Consider the following 23,255-nt stretch of genomic DNA (forward strand, 5'->3'; position numbering starts at 1 on the left):
TGTTGGTGAGAAGTTGAAATAGTCAATAAAATAAATGACAAGGTTAGGAAGGAAGTATTAGAATTATATAAAAGGGAATTATTTCAAGAGTTATTTGCTGTGTAGATTCTAATATTACATTAATATCTATATATGTATTCAATAAACACTACAGAATCTCTATTATTAGATATTTGTGACCAGAGAGCAAATTACTTAGAAAATATAAAATGGAGTTTGGCTTTGGGAAGAAAATTAGAATTTTTAGTTCACATTATCCATATAATTGAGCAGACTATGTTTATGATGGAAAGTCTTACAGACGCAGAATAAGGAGTAATTTACAAGAGGATAAAAGGATTATCTAAATGATTTAATAGAAAAACAACAAGGAGATTTATAATGAAAAGTGCTAAAAAGCGACTAAATTCAGATATAACGGGTGAAAAAGGCGTTACCAAGATTAGGTGCTTTTGCGATGATTATAACTTTCTGTTTCAGGGTGAGCCTAGAAAAGACTATGGAATAGATTGTTACATAGAGATAGTTTTGGAAAATAGACCTACAAATTTTTTAATTGGTGTGCAATCAAAAAGTGGAACTTCATATAAGAAAGGAGAGACAGATAAAGGATTCTATATTTACTTTAGTGATGCGGATATATCATATTGGCTAGCTTCTAATATACCTGTTTTTGTTTCATTTTATGATGAGAATGAAAAGAAACTTTATTTTAAACATGTACAATTTTACTGTTCGCAGATACAGCTACCAATAAATCAAGTAGATAGGATTCACTTTGATAAAATATTAGATATAGCTGAAGAAAAAATGGCTGAATATATTAGGAAATTAGTCAGCGCTACCCCTACTGAGATAAATCGTCTAAATATTATTAGTTGTAAAAATCCTCAAGTTTGTGTACCAAATGTAGGAATGCATCTGGAGAGAGGTCAACTAGATGAATCTTTCAAAACATCAATTAATATATACGACTATTTTCAGCCAATAGGTAATGACTATTTATATAATTTCAAGATCGAAAGTTTTATTTTAGGCTATAGTAAAGATTTAGATTGGGTAGCTAGGATTAGCGTTAAGAAACTAGGGAATAAATGTAATGTGGTAGGGATTACTTTTATTAATTTAAAAAGATGGAGCAGTTTGTATTTACCAATTTTTGAGGAAGCAGACGAAGAAGCTGAAGGGATTAATGAGGTAGAGATGAAAAGAAGATTACAAAAGGTACAAGAATTAATAAATAAATTAATGATTAGACCCGCTTTTCAAATTCTTAAAGAATATAGATATTTTGATAATGAACAACATAAAATATACTTTAATTTTAGCGATGAAATATTTTATGTGTCAATATCACAAATGAATAATAGAGCTGCATTAATCTTAACTTCAAATAAATTTATTCCGCCAAGGAAAGCTATGCTTTCTATTGAAAGAAAGATGACATCAAGGATTGTACTTAGCGATGATGATATGATTGAGTTTGAAAGGCCTAAGGGATTTAAGTCTATAGCAGAAATTTCTATGGATGAGTCAGCAACTATGATAGCTTTTGGTATTTTAACTAACGAAGAGCATGGATGTTGGGGAAATCCGGAAGTGCAGCATGTTTATTATACAATAGACGAAATCAGGAGTAGTTGTATTCAAGCGCTTCAAGGATAATCAGTGGCTTTAGAGTTGCATATTAAAGAAAAGGCTTAAGTAAGATAGGGCTTATAATCACATTTATTCAAAAGTAATTGTGTAGAAATAGTTTAAATTTACACTATGCTGATGTTAGGAAAATATGTGAAGTTGAGGTTATAAGATGAACACTATACAAAACATCTTTAGCAATCGAGAAATTGCTATAGGATCTTGGATATTGATTACAATAATATGTGCACTTCTTACAAAATCAGGCAGACAATTCGTTGTGTCTGTGTTTCAAATTATATTCTGCAAAAAGTTTATCAACTTCTATATAGTATTTTTGAGTTTCTTTACTTTTACTATATATATTTTACACTATTTTAAATATTGGAATATTGAGCTATTGAAAAATACAATATTCTGGATTGTATTTGTAGAAATACCTTTGTTTGTAAAGACAATTGAAAAAGCAAAAGATAATAGATTCTTTATAGAGTTGATTAAGGACAACATTGCTTTAATTACTATAATTGAGTTTATTTTTGGATTTTGGTCTTTCAGTCTGTTAATAGAAATTATCTTAGTCCCAATTTTAGTCTTTTTGGGGGGAATAATTGCTTTTGTTGAAAGAGACGAAAAATACAAATCAGCTAGACGTCTATTAGAGGTGCTGAGTTTAGGATTTGCCGTCGTAGTAATTATTTTTACAATAAAGAATACTATACAAAGCCCTAGGGAGCTAATAAACACTAAAACTCTAAAGGAGTTTTTTCTTCCGATACTTTTGTTATTTTTAAATCTTCCAGTAGTTTATGGATTAGCCTTATTTAACGTCTATGAACAAATATTTATTCTACTAAAAGGTAATCCTACTGAAAAGCGAAAAATGAAAAAACGATTATTGATGTTTGGCAATATCAATTTATATAAGATTTCAAAAGTAAGAAATAAAGAAATACAAGTGTTAGTCACTAGTCTAACAGATAAGGATATGGAGATAGCTCTTAAAAAATTGGACAAATATCTAGATAGTCGTGTGGGGGATAATTATATGAAACGAGCAAAGTTTTATAAACTATGGTGTGCTATTGGGTGTACTATTTTCATTATAGGTTTGATTATATGTAATTCTAATGTTGGTATTAAAGAAATTGTTACATTAAATTTTGTCTTTGATAGTAGTCGAGTAAAAGAAATTATCACTTATATATGCTCAACAGGAATTGTCATTTGTTTATGTTTTCTTATATATTCCATTGGTTATAAAAAGAAAAAATTCGAGGAAATATCTCAAATAAAAAAATATACTTTACATGGATATTTATATTTGCTGAAACGCCAGTATTACTACTTGAAAGAATTTGTGCCAATTGATGACCCACAAGAATTGCTTATCAAATATATTGAACCGGCATTTGAACTTAAGCTGGAATGTGACAAAATAATCGCATCTTATGATAACCTCTTAAAGCATTGGGAAATTGAGAGTATTAAGCAATTGCAATTATTTACGAGCATATTTATAAAAGATATTTGTATTGATGAGAATGTTATCCTAAAAATGAGTATTGATGAATTCAAGAATTATTATAATAAGCGAGTTAAAGATGCGCCTCAAAATGAAAAAATTAATACTTTTACATATGATATAAGTAAAGAAGCAGAAAGGTATGCTGAACAAGTTAAATTGTGCTATGATGAATTTAAGAACTTGATTGATTAGTTAAAATAGAGCTTGTTCGAGAACTCAACATACATAAATTTTAAAAGTTAAATAATACAAAAACAAAAAGCAGTGAAACCACTGCTTTTTACTATTGGTGGAGACGATGAGACTCGAACTCACGGCCTTTTGAATGCCATTCAAACGCGCTCCCAGCTGCGCTACGCCCCCATATTTGATTGTATCTTATATTACTTAGTTCATAAAGATATAAGGCAGAATATTCAATGTGTATGAATTGGGAATCTATATTTAAATTCGAACCCCTGGCCTCTTGAATGCCATTCAAGCGCGATCCCAACTTCGCCATATCCCCATGCAATTATATTTTACCATAAAAAATGAAAAAGTCCATACTTTAATGTAAATAATTACATAGCCATAATAAAAGCTTATACATATATAATGAAAGGTAATTTTACATATAAAACCATAGGTGCTATAATGAACCTGATTTATATAATAAATATCTAACGGTGAAATTATGAATTGAAGCATATATTAGGAGGATGGGACATGGGTATAAACATATCGCAAGAAGAAAAAACTCTTTTAAAAGGTCAAGGATTCCTTTTGCAGAGAGATGGAGAGCATTTTGCCTGTAGGATTATTACAGTAAATGGTACCTTAAATGCCGAGAGGGGAATTAGGGTATCTGAGATTGCTGAAAAATATGGAAGAGGATACATGAGCTTTACTAGTAGGTTAGCTGTAGAAATTCCATGGATAAAGTATGAGGACATACCTAAAGTAAAAGAAGAACTTCACCAGGTAGGATTATATTCTGGAGGAACTGGAACAAAGGTAAGGCCGGTGGTAGCTTGTAAGGGGACTGTCTGTGTCTTTGGTCTATATGATACTCAAGAGCTGGCAAAGAAAGTTCATGAGAGATTTTATATAGGATATAATAGCGTAAAGCTGCCTCACAAATTTAAAATAGGAATAGGTGGGTGTCCTAATAATTGTATAAAGCCAGATTTAAATGACTTTGGTATAATGGGACAAAGAAAGCCTTTGGTTGATAAAGAAATCTGCAGAGGCTGTAAAAAATGTGCTATGGAAAATGCCTGTAAGATGAAAGCGGCTAAAGTCATAGATGGAAAGCTGCATATTGACAGAGATAAATGTATAAATTGTGGAGTTTGTATTAATAAGTGCTATTTTAAATCTGCTAGTGCAGAGGTAGAAGGTTTAAAGGTATTATTAGGAGGAAAATGGGGGAGAACAGGTAAAGCAGGCTATGCTGTAGAAGGTATTTACAGTGAAGAAGAAGTAATGAATATGATAGAAAGAACCTTATTATTCTATAAAGAGAATGGTATGACCAAAGAAAGATTTGGAGATATGATTGAAAGAATAGGTATAGATAAGGTAAAAGAAGCTATATTAACGGATGAAATAATGAAAAGAAAAGAGCAAATACTAAAATCAAATTAAGATAGAGAAAAATCCACTATTGAATCTATGTATGAAAGGAAGGTCTATAAATATAGGCCTTCCTTTCATTTCTAAAGAGAAATCACTTAATACTTATGGAAAAGTACTAGAATTTTTTCTTTCCCTTTGAAAAACTTTTATTAGAGAAATTATTTTTGATAACAGGTCTTTCGGCGCCTTTATCTATTATTACGCCACCATATACTTCTTTAGCTTCTATTTTTATATTAAAATCTCTTTCATATTTTTTTATGTAGGTTAATTCTTTCTCAGTAACAATAGAAATAGCAATACCAGATTTACCAGCTCTACCGGTTCTGCCAGACCTGTGTAAATATTGCTGTGGATCTTCTGGTAAGTCTAGGTTGAAAACATGAGTAACTCCCTTGATGTCTAAGCCTCTTGCAGCTATATCTGAAGCTATAAGAAGTTGAATTTTACCTAGTCTAAAGCCTTCAAGAGCATTTTTACGGTCTTCCTTTGAAGCGTTTCCAAGCAATGAATAGGCATTTATGCTGTGATACCTTAACTTAGAGGTTAGTACTTCTACCTCATCGCTTTTATTTATGAAAACTAAAGCACTTTTTGGTTTTATTGAAGCTATGAGCTTTCTTAACATCTCTACTTTACTTCGCTGCTCACATTGGAAATATATATGCTTTATGTTAGGATTGATTAAATTTTCTTCTTCTATCTTAATGATTTCCGGAGCTTTCATTAATTCTTCAGCGATTTTTAAGGTTTTGTCATTGACAGTGGCAGAGAAAAGCATTAACTGCCTATCCTTTAAGGTGGTCTTAATAATATCTTTAACTATAGTTATATTATTTTGGTCTAATAATCTATCACCTTCATCTATAACTATGCTTTTAACTGTATGAGCACTAATCTTCTTCTTTTTAATAAGCTCTAAAACTCTTCCGGCAGAACCAACAATTACATGTGGCTTTTGCTTTAGTTTTTCTATTTGATTATTTATGTTAGCTTCTCCTATTATAGGTGCAGAGCTTACAGCCATACCAGAATTTTGAGACAGCAATTTGATTTGTTTATCAATTTGCATTACCAGCTCATGAGTTGGTGCTAAGACTATAACTTGATTCTCTCTTTTATCTTGATCTATTTTTTCAAACAAAGGCAGTAAATAAGCTAGAGTCTTACCACTACCGGTTTGAGATTGAGCTATTACATCTTTATTTTCTAATATTAAAGGTATAGCTTTTGCTTGAACCTCCGTAGGTTCAACAATGCCTTCCTTTTTTAAAGCTTCTACTAAAGCTGATCTTAATTCTAATTCATTGAATGAAGTCGCCATAAATATCCCCTTTTAATTTATTTATTGTATAAAAATCTATATAATTCTATACTTAGTATATATTTTTGTCAAATAATTTTAAAATATTTCAATTCATTAAGATGGTAGTGATTTGAAAAATAAATTAATATAAAAAATAAAAACTGCTCCTTAGATTAAAACAGGAGCAGTTTTTGAATTTTAGGAAAACAAATATATTTAATATTGATTAATAACTTTTCTATCTAGTTAGTCCAATTCCAAGTATAAGATCCTCCACCAATAGGTACAGTATAAGATTTATTATTACCACCTTCCCAAATTACAGTTCCACTGCTATCTTTCTTAATAGCTTTAAATTGATAATTGATGCCTTCGCCAAGATAGGCTGTACCTATCCAACTTCCATTATTATAGGTAAGAGATAAAGGATAAAAGCCTGTAGTCCAATTAGCTAACTCCCATCTATTTCCGGATATATATACATTTTGTCCATAGGAGGTATTAGCATTATTAACTGTAAAGGTTACAGGAACAGGCTTCATAACTAAAGTGCTTGCAAAAGGAGTCATCTCAGATGTAGCTGTTCCATCACTTTTAACAATATTTGCAAGCCTTAAAAGTGTAAAACCTGAAAAGTTATAATTATATAGCATTTCAGCAATATTTTGATATGCTTGATTATTATTTGAAATAGCTAATGCATTCTCTCCAAAGTATTTTATTCCTTTTGAACTAGCTAAATTAGAAATATTTATAACAAGACTTTTTGGTGCTGAATAATAAGGAATGGTATTTGCTTTTGAGTCATCCATTTCAAGACAAGTAAAGGTTAAATCTAAATCAGAGGTCTTAAATTGATCTAGTAAGGCACTGTAATTATAATAGCCTGCACCATATTCTGCTGCATGTGGCATATTAGGGCTATTCATCAACCAGTGTATACCTGCTATCTTTGCACCTATTCTAACGCCAAAAACTGAATCAAAACGTGCATGTGCCTTAGCACTTATACTTGACAAGTGTTTTACAAGTACACTTTGATACCAAGTTAAAAAATCTTGACCGTACTTTGACTTATAACCGTTTATAAAGAAATTATCTCCATCTGTTGGAGGGCTAATCTGTGTAAAGCTTGTGAGGTTTGTTCCCCAGGCACTGTTAAGTGAAGAAATTGTTCCATATTTAGTGTTCATTGAGTTTTGAAAATCTGTTTTGGCTGCTCCGCTATAGCATTGCAAATATCCACGTCCTGGATATGACCAGCCTGCTGCTGCATTGTAAGAAGGAAATCTTAATTCACCTGCTGGTCCGCCAGAAAGATAAATTTTAGCAATAATGTCTTTATATCCACTAAAGTTTGTAGCAAAAGAAGCATAAAGCTCATCATACTGTTGTGCTAAACCAGACCACCATGGACTAAGAGTCTCTTTATTCCAGTTCCCTACTTCATCTTTAAATTGCATATTATCGGCAGTACCTTTTGTCCATAACCATGAAGGTAAAGGTATATTTACGGAATCACCTACATTTCCTCCACATTGGTGAGTGGATATAATGGGTACCCACTTTAATCCAGAGGCACGTACAGTATCGGCGTAAGTCTTGTAATAATTCCAGTTAAACATATTGTCTCCTGCACTTTCAACGTCTCCCCACCATACATCCGTAGTAATAGCATAGACTCCATTGTTTTTAAGGGTTATCAATTGATTCTTAAATCCAGCCCAATCTGTTATTTTTTCTAATGGTGCCATTACAAAGGATTTGTAATCTCTTTGTATAGATGCTGCAGAGGTTTTAGGTTGATAAGATAGGATTAAAGCAAAAAGCAGCATTAAGGATAAAGTGAAACTTAAGTACTTTTTAAATAATTTTTTAAAATGTCTCATACATCTTCCTCCCTTTAATTTTTTTGTATTAGCTATTTGATAGAACTTCAAATCATTATTTTAGTCAGAGATTATGCTATAGGTTAATTTGTGCAATCGATTGCTCAATCTAAAGACAAAAGCTATATACATAGGTATATGCTAATGATACAATGTATATATTGTGGTATATTTTGTAATTTTAATGCTTTAGGGGGATAATAAGCTATGCTTGAATTAACTAATAATGTTGTTAAATTAATCTATGCTAGGTGCCCAGAATACAGTATCAATTCAGCATATTACATTGATGGTTATGTTACAGTAGAGAATTTTGGGTTTGATAAAAACATAATTATTCACTACACTTATGATTGTGAATCTTGGTTAACTTGCTCGGCTTCTTACATAACTGATGCTAAAGAGAATCATGAAATTTGGTACTTTAGAACCCCTAGCACTAATGATCATAGCGCCTGTAATTTTGCTATATGCTATAAAACTAATGATAAGGAGTATTGGGATAATAATCAGAATAAAAATTACAAGCTTAAATGGTATTCACCTACAAAAATATTACAGAGTTGCAATATTATTATTGATAAGGTTTTTAAAAGTTCTACTGCCTTTTATGGCAATATTCTTGTAAAAAATTTAGCTTATCATAAGAAGGTAAGGGTACGTTATTCTTTTGATAATTGGCAAAATAGTAGTGAGTGGGATGCCATTTATTCACAGGAAATTGTAAATCGCTTAGAACTTTGGAAATTTTACATTCCTTTGACTTTCTATTGTGAAATTAAGTTTAATATTTGCTACATAGTAGAAGGGATTACCTATAGTGATAATAATTTTGGAATGAATTACTCCATTTAAAATTAAAATAATTAAGTATTTTTAAGATTGTGCAAACGATTGCTTAATTAAATTATAGCGTTACAGTTAAATAATGTCAATATTAAAAGCCCCTATTCTAAAGATCGTTATAAATATGCTTAAAATGTGGTATAATAGCAAATAACTTTAACTGAAAAAGAGGTAGTATATGAATAAAGTAAACTTTAAAGATTTTAAATTAGAACAAGAGCTGCTAAGTGCTTTAGAAAAGTTAGGCTTTCATCAGCCTACAGAAGTTCAACAGCAGGTTATACCTTTTGCTCTTAAAGAGCAGGATATTATAGTGAAGTCTCAAACAGGAAGCGGTAAAACAGGTGCTTTTGCTATTCCTATTTGTGAAAAAATAGAAATCGAAAGTAAAAATCCTCAAGCTCTAGTACTTACACCTACAAGAGAGCTAGCTGTACAAGTTAAAGAGGACATTTCTAATATAGGAAGATTTAAAAGGATAAGATGTGCAGCAGTATTTGGAAAACAACCTATGGAGATGCAATTGAGAGAATTAAAGCAGAGGGTTCATGTGGTAGTAGGGACTCCAGGGAGAACCTTTGATCATATAGAAAGACAAAGCCTAGATTTAAGTGATATAAAATATTTTATTATAGATGAAGCAGATAAGATGCTAGATATGGGCTTTATAGAGCAAGTAGAAGCCATAATAAAATGCTTACCGAAAAACAGAGCAACTATGCTATTTTCTGCTACTATGCCAGAAGTTATTCAAAAGTTATGCAATCAGTATATGATAGAACCTAAGGTTATTGAAATAAATTCAGAGAGCATAACTGCTAAGAGTATTAATGAATATTATTATGAAGTAGAAGAAAATGAAAAGTTTGCTCTTCTTAATAAAGTGATATATATTGAAAATCCAGAAAGTTGTATTATATTTTGCAACACTAAGGAAAAGGTGGATAATATATATCAGAGAATGAAGGATAGAGGCTATTCCTGTGGTTCTCTGCATGGAGGAATGGAGCAGAAGGATAGATTAGAAACCATAAAAAGCTTTAAAAGAGGAGAATTTATTTTTTTAGTGGCTACAGAGGTAGCAGCAAGAGGTATTCATATAGATGAAGTGAGTCATGTGATAAATTATGAGGTGCCCATGGAGAAAGAAAGTTATGTACATAGAATTGGAAGAACAGGAAGAGCAGGAAAATTAGGTGAGGCTATTACTTTTGTGAGTACTAAAGAACACAGATATCTTAACTTCATTGAAGAGTATATAGGCTATACATTAGAAAAAAGAGATATTCCTTCAGAAGAAGTGCTAGAAAAGGCTAAAGCTATTTTTAAGGAAAAGGGTTCTAGAAAACCTAAGCTTAAAAAGGATAGTACTTTTGCCTTAAATAAAGAGATAACAAAGCTACATATCAGTGCTGGAAAACAGAAAAAAATCAGACCAGGAGATATAGTAGGAGCCATAACGGGCATAGAAGGAGTAACAGTAGAGGATATAGGAATTATTGATGTTCAGGATTCCTTCTCCTATGTGGATATACTGAACAAAAAAGGAGAGCTAGTACTTAAAGCCTTAAATGGAGGAACTATAAAGGGGAAAAAGGTTAGAGTAGAAAAAGCAATGAAATAAATCCATAAAGTAATCATAAAGGAAGTCTATTCGCTTACAAGTAAGGTATCTTACATAAAAGTGCGTACTTGAACAACCTCCTGTTTAAATATATACTTTAAATAATTGTTATTTATAGGAGGCTGTGAAAAAAGGTGTTCTATAGGTTTCCCTACACCGCACGTGGAGCCCCACGAGCGGCCCGTGAAAAAGAACACCTATGTTTTTCACATCCTCCTATATAACAGCATAATTAAGTTTTTCATGCATAGTGTTATTTTGAAGAACATGAAAGAGAGGTATAATAGTATGAAAGTTGTTGCTTTTAATGGAAGTCCTAAAAGTGAGGGAAACACATACCATGCCATAAAAATGGTGACGGAGGAATTGGAGAAGGAAGGCATAGAAGTTGAGATTATTCACGTAGGAAATAAGGCTATAAGGGGATGCCTTGCCTGTAATGGTTGTGTAAGAAATAGAAATGAAAAATGCGTCATTGATGGTGATGAAGTAAATGATTGGATACAAAAGATGAAAGAGGCAGATGGAATAATATTAGGTTCTCCAGTTCATTATTCCTCTATAGGTGCAACTATGAAAGCATTCTTAGATAGAGCCTTTTATGTTACATCTGTGAATAAATCCATGTTAAGACATAAGGTAGGAGCATCAGTAGTGGCTGTTAGACGTTCAGGAGGAGTTACTACTTTTGATCAATTAAACAATTATATTAATTATTCAGAGATGCTTATGCCAACTTCAAACTACTGGAATGTTATACATGGAACAGCACCAGGGGAAGCAGTAAGAGATGAAGAAGGCACACAGATAATGAAAGTGCTAGGTAAAAATATGGCTTGGCTTATGAAATTAGTTGAGTTTGGAAAAGGTAAAGTTCAAGAGCCTGAAATGGAAAGAAAGACTTTTACGAATTTTATAAGATAATGAAGAGCAGCTTAGGCTGCTTTTTCAAGTTTCAGTAAAATTAAAATGTTTGATTTTATGAAAAAATTAATATAAAGTTATTTGTATAGTATGAATTTTACAATTAGGGGGAGCTATTATGGATTTAAGTTTAAAACTAGAAAAATTAAAAGAAAATCTGAAAAAACTAGGTAGTGTGGCCATTGCATATTCAGGTGGTGTGGACAGTACATTTCTATTAAAAGTTGCTCATGAGGTATTAGGCGATAAAGTTATAGCGGTTACAGCAAGATCCTCTACATATCCTGAAAGGGAGTTCAATGAAGCAAAAGCCTATATTGAATCCATTGGAGCAAAGCATATTGTAATAGTATCAGAGGAATTAGAAATAGAAGGGTTTTCGAAAAATCCAGTTAATAGGTGCTACTATTGTAAAAAAGAACTGTTCTCGAAGATTAAGGATATAGCTAGTGAATATGGTATAAGCTATGTGTTGGATGGTTCAAATCTTGATGATACTGGAGATTATAGACCGGGGATGAAGGCTGCAAAAGAATTAGAGGTAATAAGCCCGTTAAAAGAAGCGGAATTAACCAAGCAAGACATTCGTGACCTTTCTAAAGCCATGGGTGTGCCGACTTGGAATAAGCCAGCTTTTGCTTGTCTTTCTTCAAGGTTTCCTTACGGTAATGAGATAACTGCTCCCAAACTTAAGATGGTGGAACAGGCAGAGCAATTATTATTAGATATGGGCTTTAGACAAATCAGAGTTAGACATCATGGGGAGATCGCTAGAATAGAGGTAAGTTCTGAGGAAAGAGGTAAGTTTTTTGATTTAGCTGTTATGGATAAAATAGGACAAGAGTTTAAAAATATTGGCTTTAAGTATACCACTTTAGACTTACTTGGTTATAGAACAGGTAGTATGAATGAAGTACTAAGTGAAGAGGAAAAGAGCAAAAATCTATAGATGAAATAATTCACAAAATAATAAAGGCTATAAACAATTAATACTACTTGACATCAAAAATAATAATTATTATACTAATATAAAAAATAATATAATTTAAACTTCGTATAACTCCAATGATATGGTTTGGAGGTTTCTACCAGGGACCAATAATTCCTGATTACGAAGAAAATACTTTTATTTGTATTTTCTTCGTAATCAGGAATTTTTTATTTATATGAGTTGATAAATCTAATTATATAAACAGGAGGTTAATATGAATTTAGCAGCTTTACCTAAAATAGAGCTTCACTGCCACCTAGATGGTAGTGTAAGACCTGAAACAATAATTGATATAGCACAAAGGGATGACATAATCATACCTTGTTTTGATATTGAAGTAATTAAGAAAGAGCTCATTGCTCCACTAGAATGTCAATCTCTTGATGAATATTTAGAAAAATTCTCAATTCCAAACTTAGTAATGCAATCAAAAGAAAACCTAAGGAGAATTGCCTTTGAGCTTCTTGAAGACTCAGCAAAGGAAAATGTTAAGTATATTGAAATAAGATTTGCGCCCTTACTCCACACTGCTGGAGGACTTAGCATAGAAGAAGTAATAGAAAGTGTATTAGAAGGAATTAAGGACGGGGAAGTCTTATATGATATAAAAGGAAACTTAATACTGTCATGCATGAGAACTATGTCCGTAGATAAAGCCTTTGAGGTAGTAGAAAAAGGCAAGAGGTTTCTTGGTAAAGGGGTTGTGGCTATAGATCTATGTGCCTCTGAGAATGAAGGATTTTGTGAAAGATTTTTAGAGCCTATGGTCTTAGCAAGGAAATATGGATATAGGGTAACCATTCATGCTGGTGAAACCGGAATAGGTAAAAATGTGCTAGAAGCAGTGGAGCTTTTAGGCGCTGAGAGAATTGGACATGGAGTATATATCAAAGACTGTATCGAAGCCTATGAAATTGTTAAAGATAAAAAAATTACTCTTGAGATGTGTCCAACCAGTAATGTACAAACAAAAGCAGTAAAAGGATTCAAAGAACATCCTATATATGATTTTTATAAGGATGGCATAAAGGTTACCGTAAATACTGATAATAGAACGGTATCTAATACTAATATGACTAAGGAATGTAACATAGTTTTTGATGATTTTGATATAAGCTATGGAGATTATAAAGAAATATACCTTAATAGCGTTGAGGCATCTTTTGTTGATGAAGAAATTAAGGAGAAGTTGAAAAAGTATATATAAATTAAATAATTATTTGTTTTCCATAGGAGAAGTACCACTAATGGGTAAATTCTCCTTTTTACATTAAAGTAAGTATTAATGCTTCCGATACATATAATGTAATAAGCTCCTATACATGGTTCGTTTTATAATAATGTGATAAATTACTATAATGCTTTTAGTTTTTTATCTAGGAAGGCGGATTGGAGGTTTTAGAAAGAATTTTTGATATAACCTATCAAATACAAGCTTTTATATAATAATATTTGAAGGAGTAGAGGGTTTAATAAATTAGTTTAAAGGAAGTGAAAATATGCTTAAAACAGAACTATTAAAGGCTGCTGAAGAACTGGGACTTGGATATGATGCCAAAAGTAGAGTTGCATTTGGAAACTATAGGGGATATAAGATAGCAATTAAAGAAGATAGAAGAAATTATATATATAAAATTAACTTTCCTATTAAAGCATTAGATGAAAATCAAAAGGAAAATGTACATATTTTTCTAAAAGAGCTTTCTCAAAATAATAAGCTAATTAAGAAAGCGGTTTATGATAATTTCATTCTTAAGGTAGAATTAACTATTAAGGGAATGGCTAAAAATAACATAAATAATATAATAGAATTAGTACAAAAAATAGAAGGTTTCGCCAGCATAAATTACTATAATACCTGCTGTGAATCCTGCGGAGAAAACATAGGTACCTCAGTTCATTTGATGAATGATATGCCACTACAGGTTTGTGACCAGTGTTACAAACAAATTATAGATGATTTAGATAACGCTCAACTTACAGTTAAAAATAAGAAGGGTAATGTTATAACGGGTTTAGTAGGTGCTTTTATAGGTTCACTTATAGGGGTTGCACTTTGGGTTATTGTTTATGCTTTAGGGTATATAGCAACCATATGTGGTATAGTACTTGCGGTTTGTATTGTCAAAGGCTATGAAATGCTTGGGGGAAAATTAAATAAAACAGGTATTATTATAACAGTATTAATGACTATATTTATGGTATATGTTGCAAATTATCTATCCTATGGATATGAGGTCTATAGTGCGTTCAAAGATATGGAAAATATAGATATGTTTCAGGCGGTAAGGCTAGTAAAGCCTATGCTTAGCGAGTATGATGATGTAAAAAGAAGCTTTATAGCGGATCTAGCATTAGGTTATGTATTTACATCTATTGGAACAATTTCTGTATTTGTTTCTGCATATAAAACAAGCAATTTAAAATATACGGTTAAAAAGTTAGATCATCAAAATACTATATAGGATAAACTATTAAAATATGAGCACTTTCTTAATTGAAGGTGCTTTATTTTTTACTATTTATAAAGCAACTTTGGGGTCTATTGAAAATTTCCATAGGTTTTTAGTGTTAGATATTATATGCTGTAAGTTGTATATTATGAATAAAAATAATTTCACTGAAATTAATTTCAAGAAATTAATTTCATAAAAAATATTTACAATCAAATTTTAAATTGATATAATGAAATTGTAGTATTAAAACATTTACATTTTTTATTGTTTAGATGCATCATAACAATTAAGTGAGTAAGAGATCACATGGAAACTAAGTATTTTCTAAAATTCTAAATTAGGGGGAGAAAAGTTGTGTTAAAAAATAATAAGAGTAACGGCCTGAAGGATAGTCTGTTTAATTTAGGACAAAGATTGGGAAAAGCCATACTTCTACCTATTGCCGTTTTACCAGTGGCAGGGTTATTCTTAGGGGTATCAGCGGCTTTGACGAATCCAACTATTGTTAAAAGTTATCCGGTACTAGGAAACAAAATAATTCAAGCTGTATTAAGAATAATGAATGCAGCAGGAAATGGTGTTTTCACAGCATTACCATTAATATTTGCAGTAGGTATTGCAGTAGGACTTGCAAATTCTGATAAGGGTACCGCAGGGTTAGCTTCTGTTGTAGGTTATTTTACAATGAATTGTACAATTAACGCACTACTAATTGTAACAGAAAGAATAGCACCTCAAGGAGCAGATTTGAGGCTTTATGGACAAGGTAATGTTCTTGGTATAGTTACCTTACAAACAGGTATTTTTGGAGGATTATTAATAGGTATTCTTACAGCTTTTTTACATAATAAATATCACAAAATTAAATTACCTGTTTATCTAGCTTTCTTTGGCGGTTCGAGATTTGTACCAATAGTAACCTCAGTAGCATCATTAGCACTTGGTGGGATTTTATTTTTAGTATGGCCTGTTTTTGGACAAGTAATGGCTTCTGTAGGTAATTATGTCAATGGAGCAGGATTATTTGGGGCATTTATATATGGATTAATATTAAGAGCTTTACTGCCTTTAGGTCTTCATCATGTGTTCTATCTTCCGTTTTGGACAACTTCTTTAGGTGGAACTTTAGAAGTTGGAGGAAAAGTTTATGAAGGATTCCAAACCATATTTTTGGCTCAATTAGCAGATCCAGCTACAACAAAGTTTTTTAGTAATCTAGCTTTATTTAACAGTGGACGATATCTTCACATTATGATCGGATTACCAGCTGTATGCTTAGCAATGTACCATTGTATTGATGATCCTAAGAAGAGAAAGATGACAATGGGATTCTTATTATCTGCAGCATTAACTTCATTTGTAACTGGAGTAACTGAGCCTATAGATTTCGCTTTATTGTTTGCTTCGCCAATTCTTTATGTAGTAAGTTGTGTATTCTTTGCACTAAGCTTTGTATTAACAGGGGCCATTGGAGTAACAATAGGATCAACCTTCTCAGCGGGTATAATTGAATTCTTACTATTTGGTGTTATGCAAGGAAATGCAAAAACTAAGTTCTTATGGATTGTAATAGTTGCTATACCAATTGCATTAGCTTACTATTTTACATTTAAGTTCCTAATAAAGAAATTTAATTATAAGACTCCTGGTAGAGAAGAAGATTCAGAAGAAATAGAGGAAATTGGAAATGCCTGTCCTGGCGAAAGGGAAAAGATGATAATAGAAGGGCTAGGCAGTATAGAAAATATTATTGATGTGGATAACTGTGCAACAAGATTGAGAGTTACAGTGAAGGATAATAGTAAAATTAATGAAGGTGTCTTAAAACGTACAGGTGCTCTTGGGGTAGTTGTAAAAGGTAAATCAATACAAGTTATATATGGACCAACAGTTAATATTATAAGGGATGAAGTTGAACAATATATAATAGCATTACAAAAATCATAGAATATTATTTATTCCCCTTCTAATGGGTATCCTAAATATTAGAAGGGGAATAAAGACCATAGTAAAGTTTAATAAAATTTGTCAATATAGTATTTATTATCGAACTTTTATTGTAAAATTATTATAAAAATTGTAATAAATAAAGTTCAAGGAGATAAAGGATATGCAGTATGTTAATAATATAATTTTACAAATGGAAAAATACAAAAATCAATATACAGAGACAGATATGAAAATAATGGAATTTATTTCTTCAAATATAGAATTTGTTATAGAAAATTCAATAGGAAACATTGCAAAAGGCTGCGGAGTTTCTGAGGCATCTATTACAAGATTCTCTAGAAAATCAGGATTTAAAGGTTTTAACGAGCTAAAGTTATTATTAGGCCAAGAGCACTTTAAAGAGGAAGTGAAAGAGGAAATTTCAGAGCCAGATTCTCTTTTAAATAATTTAGTTAATGACATTAAGGAATTGGTCTCTAAGGGAGCACAGCTTGTTAATAAAAGTAATATAGAAAAATGTGTTAAGTACTTTAAAAATTCAAAAAGAATTAAAATTTATGCATTAAGTGCCTCAGGTTATGTAGCTGAGGAAATGAGTTATAAATTTGGAAGAATAGGATTTGATATTAGAGCAATTTCAGATCCTCACTATATGTTAATGGATGCAGCTTTAAGTGATTCAGAAGATTTAATTATTGGAATTTGTTTTTCTGGTGAAACAACTGAAGTTATAGAAGCAATAGCCATAGCAAAAGAAAATGGGTGTAAGACAGTGGTTTTCACACATTATATAGATTCAGAACTAAGCAAGAAAGCAAATGCAACAATCTTATTGCCTGTAAAAGATTTATTATCTACAGGAGAATTTATTAATTCACATATAGCTATGCTGGTTTTAATTGATTATTTATATGCAGAAATAGTAACCAGTGATATGGATAAATATTTAAGTAAGAGAGCAAAAACTATTAAGGTTCTACCAAGGCCTAGGTAGATGGTTAGAGAGGTGTAATAATGAGTAAATATAATTTATATTGGTCTGATTTTCATTCAAATATTCATCATCATCAAGTTGAAGAAACAGAAATGTGGTATAACCAGGCAAAGGAGATTCTTGACTTTTGGGCAATAGCTTATTATCCATTTTATATGAGAAAATTAGACTCAGGATTAGGAGTTGAGGATATTTATCCTGAAGGGATAAGAAATAATGATTGGGAGTACATGAGAAACTTTGTAAAGACAGCAAATGATAAAAATCCAGAATTTCCATTATACCTTGGCTATGAGTGGCAAGGAGCAGGGCTAGATGGAGATCACAATGTATTTTATTTGGGAGATGGAGAATTGCATGCTCCTCTAAGATATAAAGAGCTATGTGATAAGTTGCCTAAAGGTGATGCTATAGCTATACCTCATCATTTAGCATATAGTCTTAGCCATAGAGGAAAGAACTGGGATACTCACAATGAAGAGTATTCGCCATTTGTTGAAATATATTCGTCTCATGGCTCCTCAGAATCTGGATATACAGATTTACCTATGACAAGGCATATTCATATGGGCCCTAGAACAGGAGGAACTTCTGTTTTTGATGGACTAAAGAAAGGGCATGAAGTTGGAATTATTGCTTCTGGAGATAATCACTCTGTGCCAGCTATGTATGGACATGGTTACTTAGCTTGTTATGCTGAAGATTTAACTAAAGAAGCTATATGGGAAGCTTTAAGGAAAAAGCGTGTTTATGGAGTTACAGGCAATAAAATTAAACTTAAATATACTTTAAACAATAGCTTTATGGGAGAAAAAATTTCTCAAAAACCTCCATATAATCATTCTATTGAAGTAGAAGGTGGAGACTCTATAACTAGAATTGAGCTTATAAGAAATAATTTAGTGGTTTCAGATTATACTCATTCAGGTAAATGGGAAGAAAAGGAACTTGGAAAAGAGGTTACCTTTAAATTCAAAATGGAGTTTGGATGGGGTCCAGATTTGAGAATATATCCTGACATAACCTCAAAGCTTTGGAAGGGTTCATTAAGTACAGCAGGTGAAATTCTTTCCATAGAAAAATGTTGGACATCCTATGGACAAAAACTTATATGGGATAATAAGGAAAGTTGTGAATTTGAGGTAACAACTCACAAAACTTCTCAAACAGGAAAGTGGATGGGACCATCACCTGTGACCACAGAAAGTTTTATCTTTGAAATAAAGGCTCCAATAGATTCAAATATTCATTTAACAATTGACGGAAAGAACTATGAGTATTCTGTTAAAAGCATTCTAGATAATACTCAGTTATTAATATTAGAAGAAGAGGCTAAAAGATTATCAAAAGAAAGATTTGATTTCGATGATTACTATAGATCAGATCCATTTTATCATAATGCTTATAAAGTAAGGCTTTCCAAGGGGACTCCTGAGTCTGGATATAAAGTGAAATGGAATACCATTACTAATGATAAGAAATTAGAAAAAGATTACTATTTGGTTAAAGTATATCAGCAAGATGGCAATTTAGCTTGGTCTTCTCCAATATGGGTAGAGTAGAAAGGAGCATGGATATATGAACATTCTATATATGCATACTCATGATTCAGGAAGATTTTTAAGTCCTTATGGAGTTGATACACCAACAGATAATCTATTAAACTTTGCTAAAGATAGTGTAGTATTTAGAGAAGCCTTTTGCGCTTCTCCTACTTGTTCGCCAAGTCGAGCAGCATTATTAACAGGAACTTATCCTCATAATAATGGGATGCTAGGGTTAGCTCATAGAGGTTTCAAATTAAATGATTATAATAAGCACCTAGTGAATTATTTAAAAAAATTTGATTATGAAGCTGTATTATGTGGTGTTCAGCACGAAGCAGCATTATGGAGGAATCATAAACTAGCTGCTGAAACTATTGGATATGATATAAATTTGACTACTGATTCAGAGAATATGAAGGATGAAGAGCTAGTTTTTTGGGATATAGAGAATGCAAAGAAGGCCGTTTCTTATATAAAATCTGTAAAAGACAAAAAATTCTTTCTTTCCTTTGGAATGTTTGCAACTCATAGAAAATATCCAGTAGAAATAGACGAAGAGGTGGATGACAGATATATAGCTTTACCTCCTCTAACTGTTGATAATGAAGGAAATAGAAAAGATACTGCTAAATTTTATACTTCTGCAAAATATGCTGATAAGTGTATTGGAATGATAATAGAGGCTTTAAAGGAAACGGGACTCTATGAAGATACTCTAATTCTCTTTACCACGGATCATGGCATGGCCAATCCTTTTAATAAGTGCAATCTACTTGATTTTGGAACAGGGGTTTCTTTAATATTAAGAGATCCAAAGCAAAAAGAACAGGGAAGAGTAATTGACGCTTTAGTTTCTCATGTAGATATATTTCCAACTATTTGTGATTTATTAAATATAGAGAAGCCTGACTGGATTCAAGGAGTTTCTCTAAGCGAATTATTATCAGGGAATATCAGCAAGGTAAGAGATGAAGTTTTTGCTGAAATGAATTTTCATACCTCTTATGAGCCAGCAAGAAGTGTAAGAACAAACAGATATAAGTATATAAGATATTATGATAATTATAATAAAATAAATTATTCAAATATCGATGATTCTATTCCAAAAGACTTTCTTTTAGAAAATGGGTTATTGGAGAAAGAAAAGGACATGGAAGCTCTTTATGATTTATACTATGACCCTTATGAAAGAAATAACTTAGTTAATGATGAAAAATGTAGAGAAGTTTTAGAGGATCTTAGAAAAAGATTATTAAATTGGCAAAGGGACACTGATGATATTATTTTGGAAGGGGATATACCTATTCCCAAAGAGGCAAAAGTGAATAAAAGAGAGTGTATATCTCCAGCTTCTAAAAATAAAGAAGACTATGATCAATTACCATACTAAAAATAGGATTAAGTTCAGCTTAATCCTATTTTTAATAAAAGGAAGTGACAAAATATTGAATACTATATATTTTCTAATAGCTCTGTTTGCTACAACCATTGGAGCATTAACTGGAATTGGCGGAGGAGTTATAATAAAACCAGTACTAGATTTGCTTGGGAATTTTGATGTAAGCACTATAAGTGTATTATCTTCTTTTACTGTTTTTTCCATGGCCATAGTTTCTATAATTAAACAGAGTAAAGAAAATGTTAAAATGGATAAAAGAAAAACAATTATTATAGGCATTGGTTCAGTATTTGGTGGATTTATTGGCCAATATTTATTAGATTTAGCGATTAAGCTTCTCATTAATCCATCTATTATAAAGATTATACAGAATACTATAATGATAGTCCTTTTAGTATTTGTATATATTTGTACTAAGAGAAAAAATAAAGAGCCTTTAGTTAGAAGTGATAATAGGGCTATTTATTTACTTATTGGTGTTATACTAGGTATCCTAGCTTCTTTTTTAGGGGTAGGAGGAGGACCAATAAATGTGGCTATTTTTGCTCTGGTATTTTCAATGGATGCAAAAGAATCAGCCATTAATTCTATTATAACCATATTTTTTTCCCAAGCGGCTAAATTAGTTACTGTCGCTGTAAGCACGGGTTTTGCAATTTATGATTTAAAGACTTTACCTTTTATGGTGTTGGGAGGAATATTAGGGGGAATATTAGGTTCTTCACTAAATAAAAAGTTTCAAAATAAAACAGTAGAAAAATGCTTTTCTATTGTTATGTTAATGATAATGAGCCTTAATATTTATAATATAGTAGAAATATTAAGCTATTAATTTATACCTTAATATATCCAAATTGCATACAAACCCCAGTTTATTAAAAACAAACTGGGGTTTGTATGCACCTTACACTAGAGAGTATCCCTAGTTCTTTTGTGATAAAATGGTTCTTCTTTTTATATATTCTTCTTCACTAATTTCACCTTTAGCAAATCTTTCATCAAGTATTTTCAATGTATTATTTGGCTTATTAGTATAATTTTTAAATAATTTTACTCCTAGAACTATTAAAGCAACAAATATTAATAGCCTAAAGCCCATGGACAGGAACATCCATCCAATGCCTCCAGAAGCTGAAGATCCCAAGCCATATCCACCAAAACCTCCACAAAACATAAAAAACTCCTCCTTCTATCAGTGAAATCTTAGGTATCATTGCACTTGTTTATTACTGATTTTCTTATGAGTTAATTATATGAATTGATTGTGAAGGAATTATGGAGAAAAATAAAATATTGTTTTTATATTTTAAGCATCTTCTTTATCTACCATTTTATCCATATCCATCATTTCATGAGTAATTGAAAGCATGTCCTCAATCATAACTTGCTCAGAATAGGAAAGATAGGATGTATCTCCAAGAATAAATCCATGCATGAATGGGGGCTTAGGCATATCCTTAGGAGGCATTGGTTTAACTGATTTGATATAGCCTTTAACCATAGATGGTATGCTATCTTTTTTCATTAAAAGTAATGGGGTGTGCTTACCCATATGGGCAAATAATACGCCTGCAATAGTTTCAATTGGATGATTTAATGTACCAAAGGTAAAGGCGTGACCATCCCTATAGTTTCTGCCCCAGCCAAAATTAGTTTTTGAGTCTTTGTATTTAGCAAAATTAACTGCTACATCATAAGGAGTTTCACCATCAATTCTATCTAATTGTTTAATATTTGGCAGTTGGGATAATGAATCTTCAACATCTTTTGATACAGTTTTTATTGAACCCAAAATATAAACATTAACAGCATTCATTCTTCTTATAGTTTTCAATGTACAAGAAGGAATAGTGTTTCTTTTTACGTATAAGATAGGGTCTCCGTGATGGGCAGACCAATAAGTAGCTGCTATACCCTCAGAATATTCTTCACCAGAAATTATAAGAATGTTTTCAAACTCTTTTTTAACATCAGGTATTTTACAGGCAGTTTCATAGTAGTTATGCCCAGCTATATGGTAAGTTGTAAAGCCATAACTATTCAGTTCTATTGATACATTCCTTGAGATATTACCTACTAAGAATACATGGATTCCTCTATATCCTTTAAGTGATAGATTGTTTATTTCATTTAATGTTTCTCTATTTAACCTATTACTCTCAGTAAATAATAAAGCAGCATTGATTGGAAAATGAATTAAAGAGGTTGCTGATATTGCATCAAAAACTTCATTTTTATTCACTAATATCACTGCATTAGGCTTCATATTAGTAAAGCTAATTCTAGACACTTCTATAGCAATATTTACAGGGTTATTTCCGCATACTCTAGTAGTGTCTAATGTAAGCGGACAATTACTTAATTTAGGGATCATTATTTTCCTCCTAAAGATTTATCCCTAATAGTATATGATTAAACAATATATTTGGTTATAAATTCTATCTGTTAGAACCTGGCTGCTCATCCATGCTTAAGTATTGAATATAAAAATGTAAGATGATAGAATGGGAGTGAAATTTGATAAGCATATAACAAGGTTAGTA

The 23,255-nt window shown here is 31.5% G+C and carries 18 protein-coding genes, 1 tRNA gene and 1 riboswitch; of the genes, 14 read left to right on the forward strand and 5 right to left on the reverse strand.

Annotated features, from left to right (window positions below):
• Positions 1–381: 381 nt before the first annotated feature.
• The gene (locus tag BN2665_RS20980; RefSeq protein ID WP_055669066.1) at positions 382–1,665 is read left to right on the forward strand and encodes a DUF4365 domain-containing protein; all 1,284 of its coding nucleotides are present in this window, start codon (positions 382–384) and stop codon (positions 1,663–1,665) included.
• 145 nt (positions 1,666–1,810) lie between these two features.
• Positions 1,811–3,358: a hypothetical protein gene (locus BN2665_RS20985; protein ID WP_055669067.1), complete on the forward strand. Its 1,548-nt coding sequence runs from the start codon at positions 1,811–1,813 to the stop codon at positions 3,356–3,358.
• Between the two features lie 95 nt (positions 3,359–3,453).
• On the opposite strand, the gene BN2665_RS20990 is transcribed toward BN2665_RS20985, so the two are convergent.
• A tRNA-Ala gene (locus BN2665_RS20990) sits at positions 3,454–3,529 on the reverse strand.
• Positions 3,530–3,874: 345 nt separating this feature from the next.
• Between BN2665_RS20990 and BN2665_RS20995 the strand changes: the two genes are divergently transcribed.
• Positions 3,875–4,795, forward strand: coding sequence for a 4Fe-4S binding protein (locus BN2665_RS20995; protein ID WP_055669068.1), 921 nt, complete (start codon positions 3,875–3,877; stop codon positions 4,793–4,795).
• Positions 4,796–4,901: 106 nt separating this feature from the next.
• Here the strand turns inward: BN2665_RS20995 and BN2665_RS21000 are convergent, their stop codons facing one another.
• Together BN2665_RS21000 and BN2665_RS21005 are read right to left on the reverse strand one after the other, a co-directional pair.
• On the reverse strand, positions 4,902–6,110 hold the full coding sequence (locus BN2665_RS21000; RefSeq protein ID WP_055669069.1) for a DEAD/DEAH box helicase: 1,209 nt from the start codon (positions 6,108–6,110) through the stop codon (positions 4,902–4,904).
• Between the two features lie 224 nt (positions 6,111–6,334).
• Positions 6,335–7,981 (reverse strand): family 14 glycosylhydrolase, encoded by a 1,647-nt coding sequence (locus BN2665_RS21005; protein ID WP_055669070.1) that lies wholly within the window; start codon positions 7,979–7,981, stop codon positions 6,335–6,337.
• A 207-nt stretch (positions 7,982–8,188) separates the two neighbouring features.
• Here BN2665_RS21005 and BN2665_RS21010 point away from each other — a divergent pair, with 207 nt between their 5' ends.
• From BN2665_RS21010 to BN2665_RS21060, 11 genes are all read left to right on the forward strand, one after another.
• Entirely contained in the window at positions 8,189–8,836 is a 648-nt protein-coding gene (locus tag BN2665_RS21010) for a carbohydrate-binding protein (RefSeq protein WP_055669071.1), read from the forward strand.
• A 169-nt stretch (positions 8,837–9,005) separates the two neighbouring features.
• Positions 9,006–10,451, forward strand: coding sequence for a DEAD/DEAH box helicase (locus BN2665_RS21015; protein ID WP_055669072.1), 1,446 nt, complete (start codon positions 9,006–9,008; stop codon positions 10,449–10,451).
• 288 nt (positions 10,452–10,739) lie between these two features.
• A complete protein-coding gene (locus tag BN2665_RS21020; RefSeq protein WP_055669073.1) occupies positions 10,740–11,375 on the forward strand; it encodes a flavodoxin family protein in 636 nt (211 codons plus the stop codon).
• 118 nt (positions 11,376–11,493) lie between these two features.
• Entirely contained in the window at positions 11,494–12,324 is an 831-nt protein-coding gene (gene larE / locus BN2665_RS21025; RefSeq protein WP_055669074.1) for an ATP-dependent sacrificial sulfur transferase LarE, read from the forward strand.
• A gap of 83 nt (positions 12,325–12,407) precedes the next feature.
• A riboswitch (purine riboswitch) is annotated at positions 12,408–12,507 on the forward strand.
• 73 nt (positions 12,508–12,580) lie between these two features.
• Entirely contained in the window at positions 12,581–13,573 is a 993-nt protein-coding gene (add, locus tag BN2665_RS21030; protein WP_055669075.1) for an adenosine deaminase, read from the forward strand.
• A gap of 292 nt (positions 13,574–13,865) precedes the next feature.
• Complete coding sequence (locus BN2665_RS21035) at positions 13,866–14,831, forward strand: DUF1097 domain-containing protein (RefSeq protein ID WP_055669076.1); 966 nt, start codon at positions 13,866–13,868, stop codon at positions 14,829–14,831.
• A 345-nt stretch (positions 14,832–15,176) separates the two neighbouring features.
• Positions 15,177–16,769, forward strand: coding sequence for a PTS transporter subunit EIIC (locus BN2665_RS21040; RefSeq protein ID WP_207643706.1), 1,593 nt, complete (start codon positions 15,177–15,179; stop codon positions 16,767–16,769).
• A 163-nt stretch (positions 16,770–16,932) separates the two neighbouring features.
• Positions 16,933–17,766 (forward strand): MurR/RpiR family transcriptional regulator, encoded by an 834-nt coding sequence (locus BN2665_RS21045; RefSeq protein ID WP_055669077.1) that lies wholly within the window; start codon positions 16,933–16,935, stop codon positions 17,764–17,766.
• Positions 17,767–17,786: 20 nt separating this feature from the next.
• Positions 17,787–19,328, forward strand: a complete 1,542-nt coding sequence (locus BN2665_RS21050; protein WP_055669078.1) for a DUF3604 domain-containing protein — start codon at positions 17,787–17,789, stop codon at positions 19,326–19,328.
• Between the two features lie 16 nt (positions 19,329–19,344).
• Positions 19,345–20,703, forward strand: coding sequence for a sulfatase family protein (locus tag BN2665_RS21055; protein ID WP_055669079.1), 1,359 nt, complete (start codon positions 19,345–19,347; stop codon positions 20,701–20,703).
• Between the two features lie 55 nt (positions 20,704–20,758).
• On the forward strand, positions 20,759–21,544 hold the full coding sequence (locus BN2665_RS21060; RefSeq protein WP_055669080.1) for a sulfite exporter TauE/SafE family protein: 786 nt from the start codon (positions 20,759–20,761) through the stop codon (positions 21,542–21,544).
• A gap of 90 nt (positions 21,545–21,634) precedes the next feature.
• On the opposite strand, the gene BN2665_RS21065 is transcribed toward BN2665_RS21060, so the two are convergent.
• Positions 21,635–21,886: an SHOCT domain-containing protein gene (locus BN2665_RS21065; RefSeq protein WP_055669081.1), complete on the reverse strand. Its 252-nt coding sequence runs from the start codon at positions 21,884–21,886 to the stop codon at positions 21,635–21,637.
• Positions 21,887–22,018: 132 nt separating this feature from the next.
• Complete coding sequence (locus tag BN2665_RS21070) at positions 22,019–23,086, reverse strand: cell wall-binding repeat-containing protein (RefSeq protein WP_055669082.1); 1,068 nt, start codon at positions 23,084–23,086, stop codon at positions 22,019–22,021.
• Positions 23,087–23,255 lie beyond the last annotated feature (169 nt).

The organism is Desnuesiella massiliensis (assembly GCF_001403615.1).
Lineage (GTDB): Bacteria > Bacillota > Clostridia > Clostridiales > Clostridiaceae > Desnuesiella > Desnuesiella massiliensis.

Bases quoted from the DNA above. Each gene is read 5' to 3' on its own strand.
- BN2665_RS20980 (WP_055669066.1), top strand. From the start codon at position 382: ATGAAAAGTGCTAAAAAGCGACTAAATTCAGATATAACGGGTGAAAAA.
- BN2665_RS20985 (WP_055669067.1), top strand. From the start codon at position 1,811: ATGAACACTATACAAAACATCTTTAGCAATCGAGAAATTGCTATAGGA.
- BN2665_RS20995 (WP_055669068.1), top strand. From the start codon at position 3,875: ATGGGTATAAACATATCGCAAGAAGAAAAAACTCTTTTAAAAGGTCAA.
- BN2665_RS21000 (WP_055669069.1), bottom strand. From the start codon at position 6,110: ATGGCGACTTCATTCAATGAATTAGAATTAAGATCAGCTTTAGTAGAA.
- BN2665_RS21005 (WP_055669070.1), bottom strand. From the start codon at position 7,981: ATGAGACATTTTAAAAAATTATTTAAAAAGTACTTAAGTTTCACTTTA.
- BN2665_RS21010 (WP_055669071.1), top strand. From the start codon at position 8,189: ATGCTTGAATTAACTAATAATGTTGTTAAATTAATCTATGCTAGGTGC.
- BN2665_RS21015 (WP_055669072.1), top strand. From the start codon at position 9,006: ATGAATAAAGTAAACTTTAAAGATTTTAAATTAGAACAAGAGCTGCTA.
- BN2665_RS21020 (WP_055669073.1), top strand. From the start codon at position 10,740: ATGAAAGTTGTTGCTTTTAATGGAAGTCCTAAAAGTGAGGGAAACACA.
- larE (WP_055669074.1), top strand. From the start codon at position 11,494: ATGGATTTAAGTTTAAAACTAGAAAAATTAAAAGAAAATCTGAAAAAA.
- add (WP_055669075.1), top strand. From the start codon at position 12,581: ATGAATTTAGCAGCTTTACCTAAAATAGAGCTTCACTGCCACCTAGAT.
- BN2665_RS21035 (WP_055669076.1), top strand. From the start codon at position 13,866: ATGCTTAAAACAGAACTATTAAAGGCTGCTGAAGAACTGGGACTTGGA.
- BN2665_RS21045 (WP_055669077.1), top strand. From the start codon at position 16,933: ATGCAGTATGTTAATAATATAATTTTACAAATGGAAAAATACAAAAAT.
- BN2665_RS21050 (WP_055669078.1), top strand. From the start codon at position 17,787: ATGAGTAAATATAATTTATATTGGTCTGATTTTCATTCAAATATTCAT.
- BN2665_RS21055 (WP_055669079.1), top strand. From the start codon at position 19,345: ATGAACATTCTATATATGCATACTCATGATTCAGGAAGATTTTTAAGT.
- BN2665_RS21065 (WP_055669081.1), bottom strand. From the start codon at position 21,886: ATGTTTTGTGGAGGTTTTGGTGGATATGGCTTGGGATCTTCAGCTTCT.
- BN2665_RS21070 (WP_055669082.1), bottom strand. From the start codon at position 23,086: ATGATCCCTAAATTAAGTAATTGTCCGCTTACATTAGACACTACTAGA.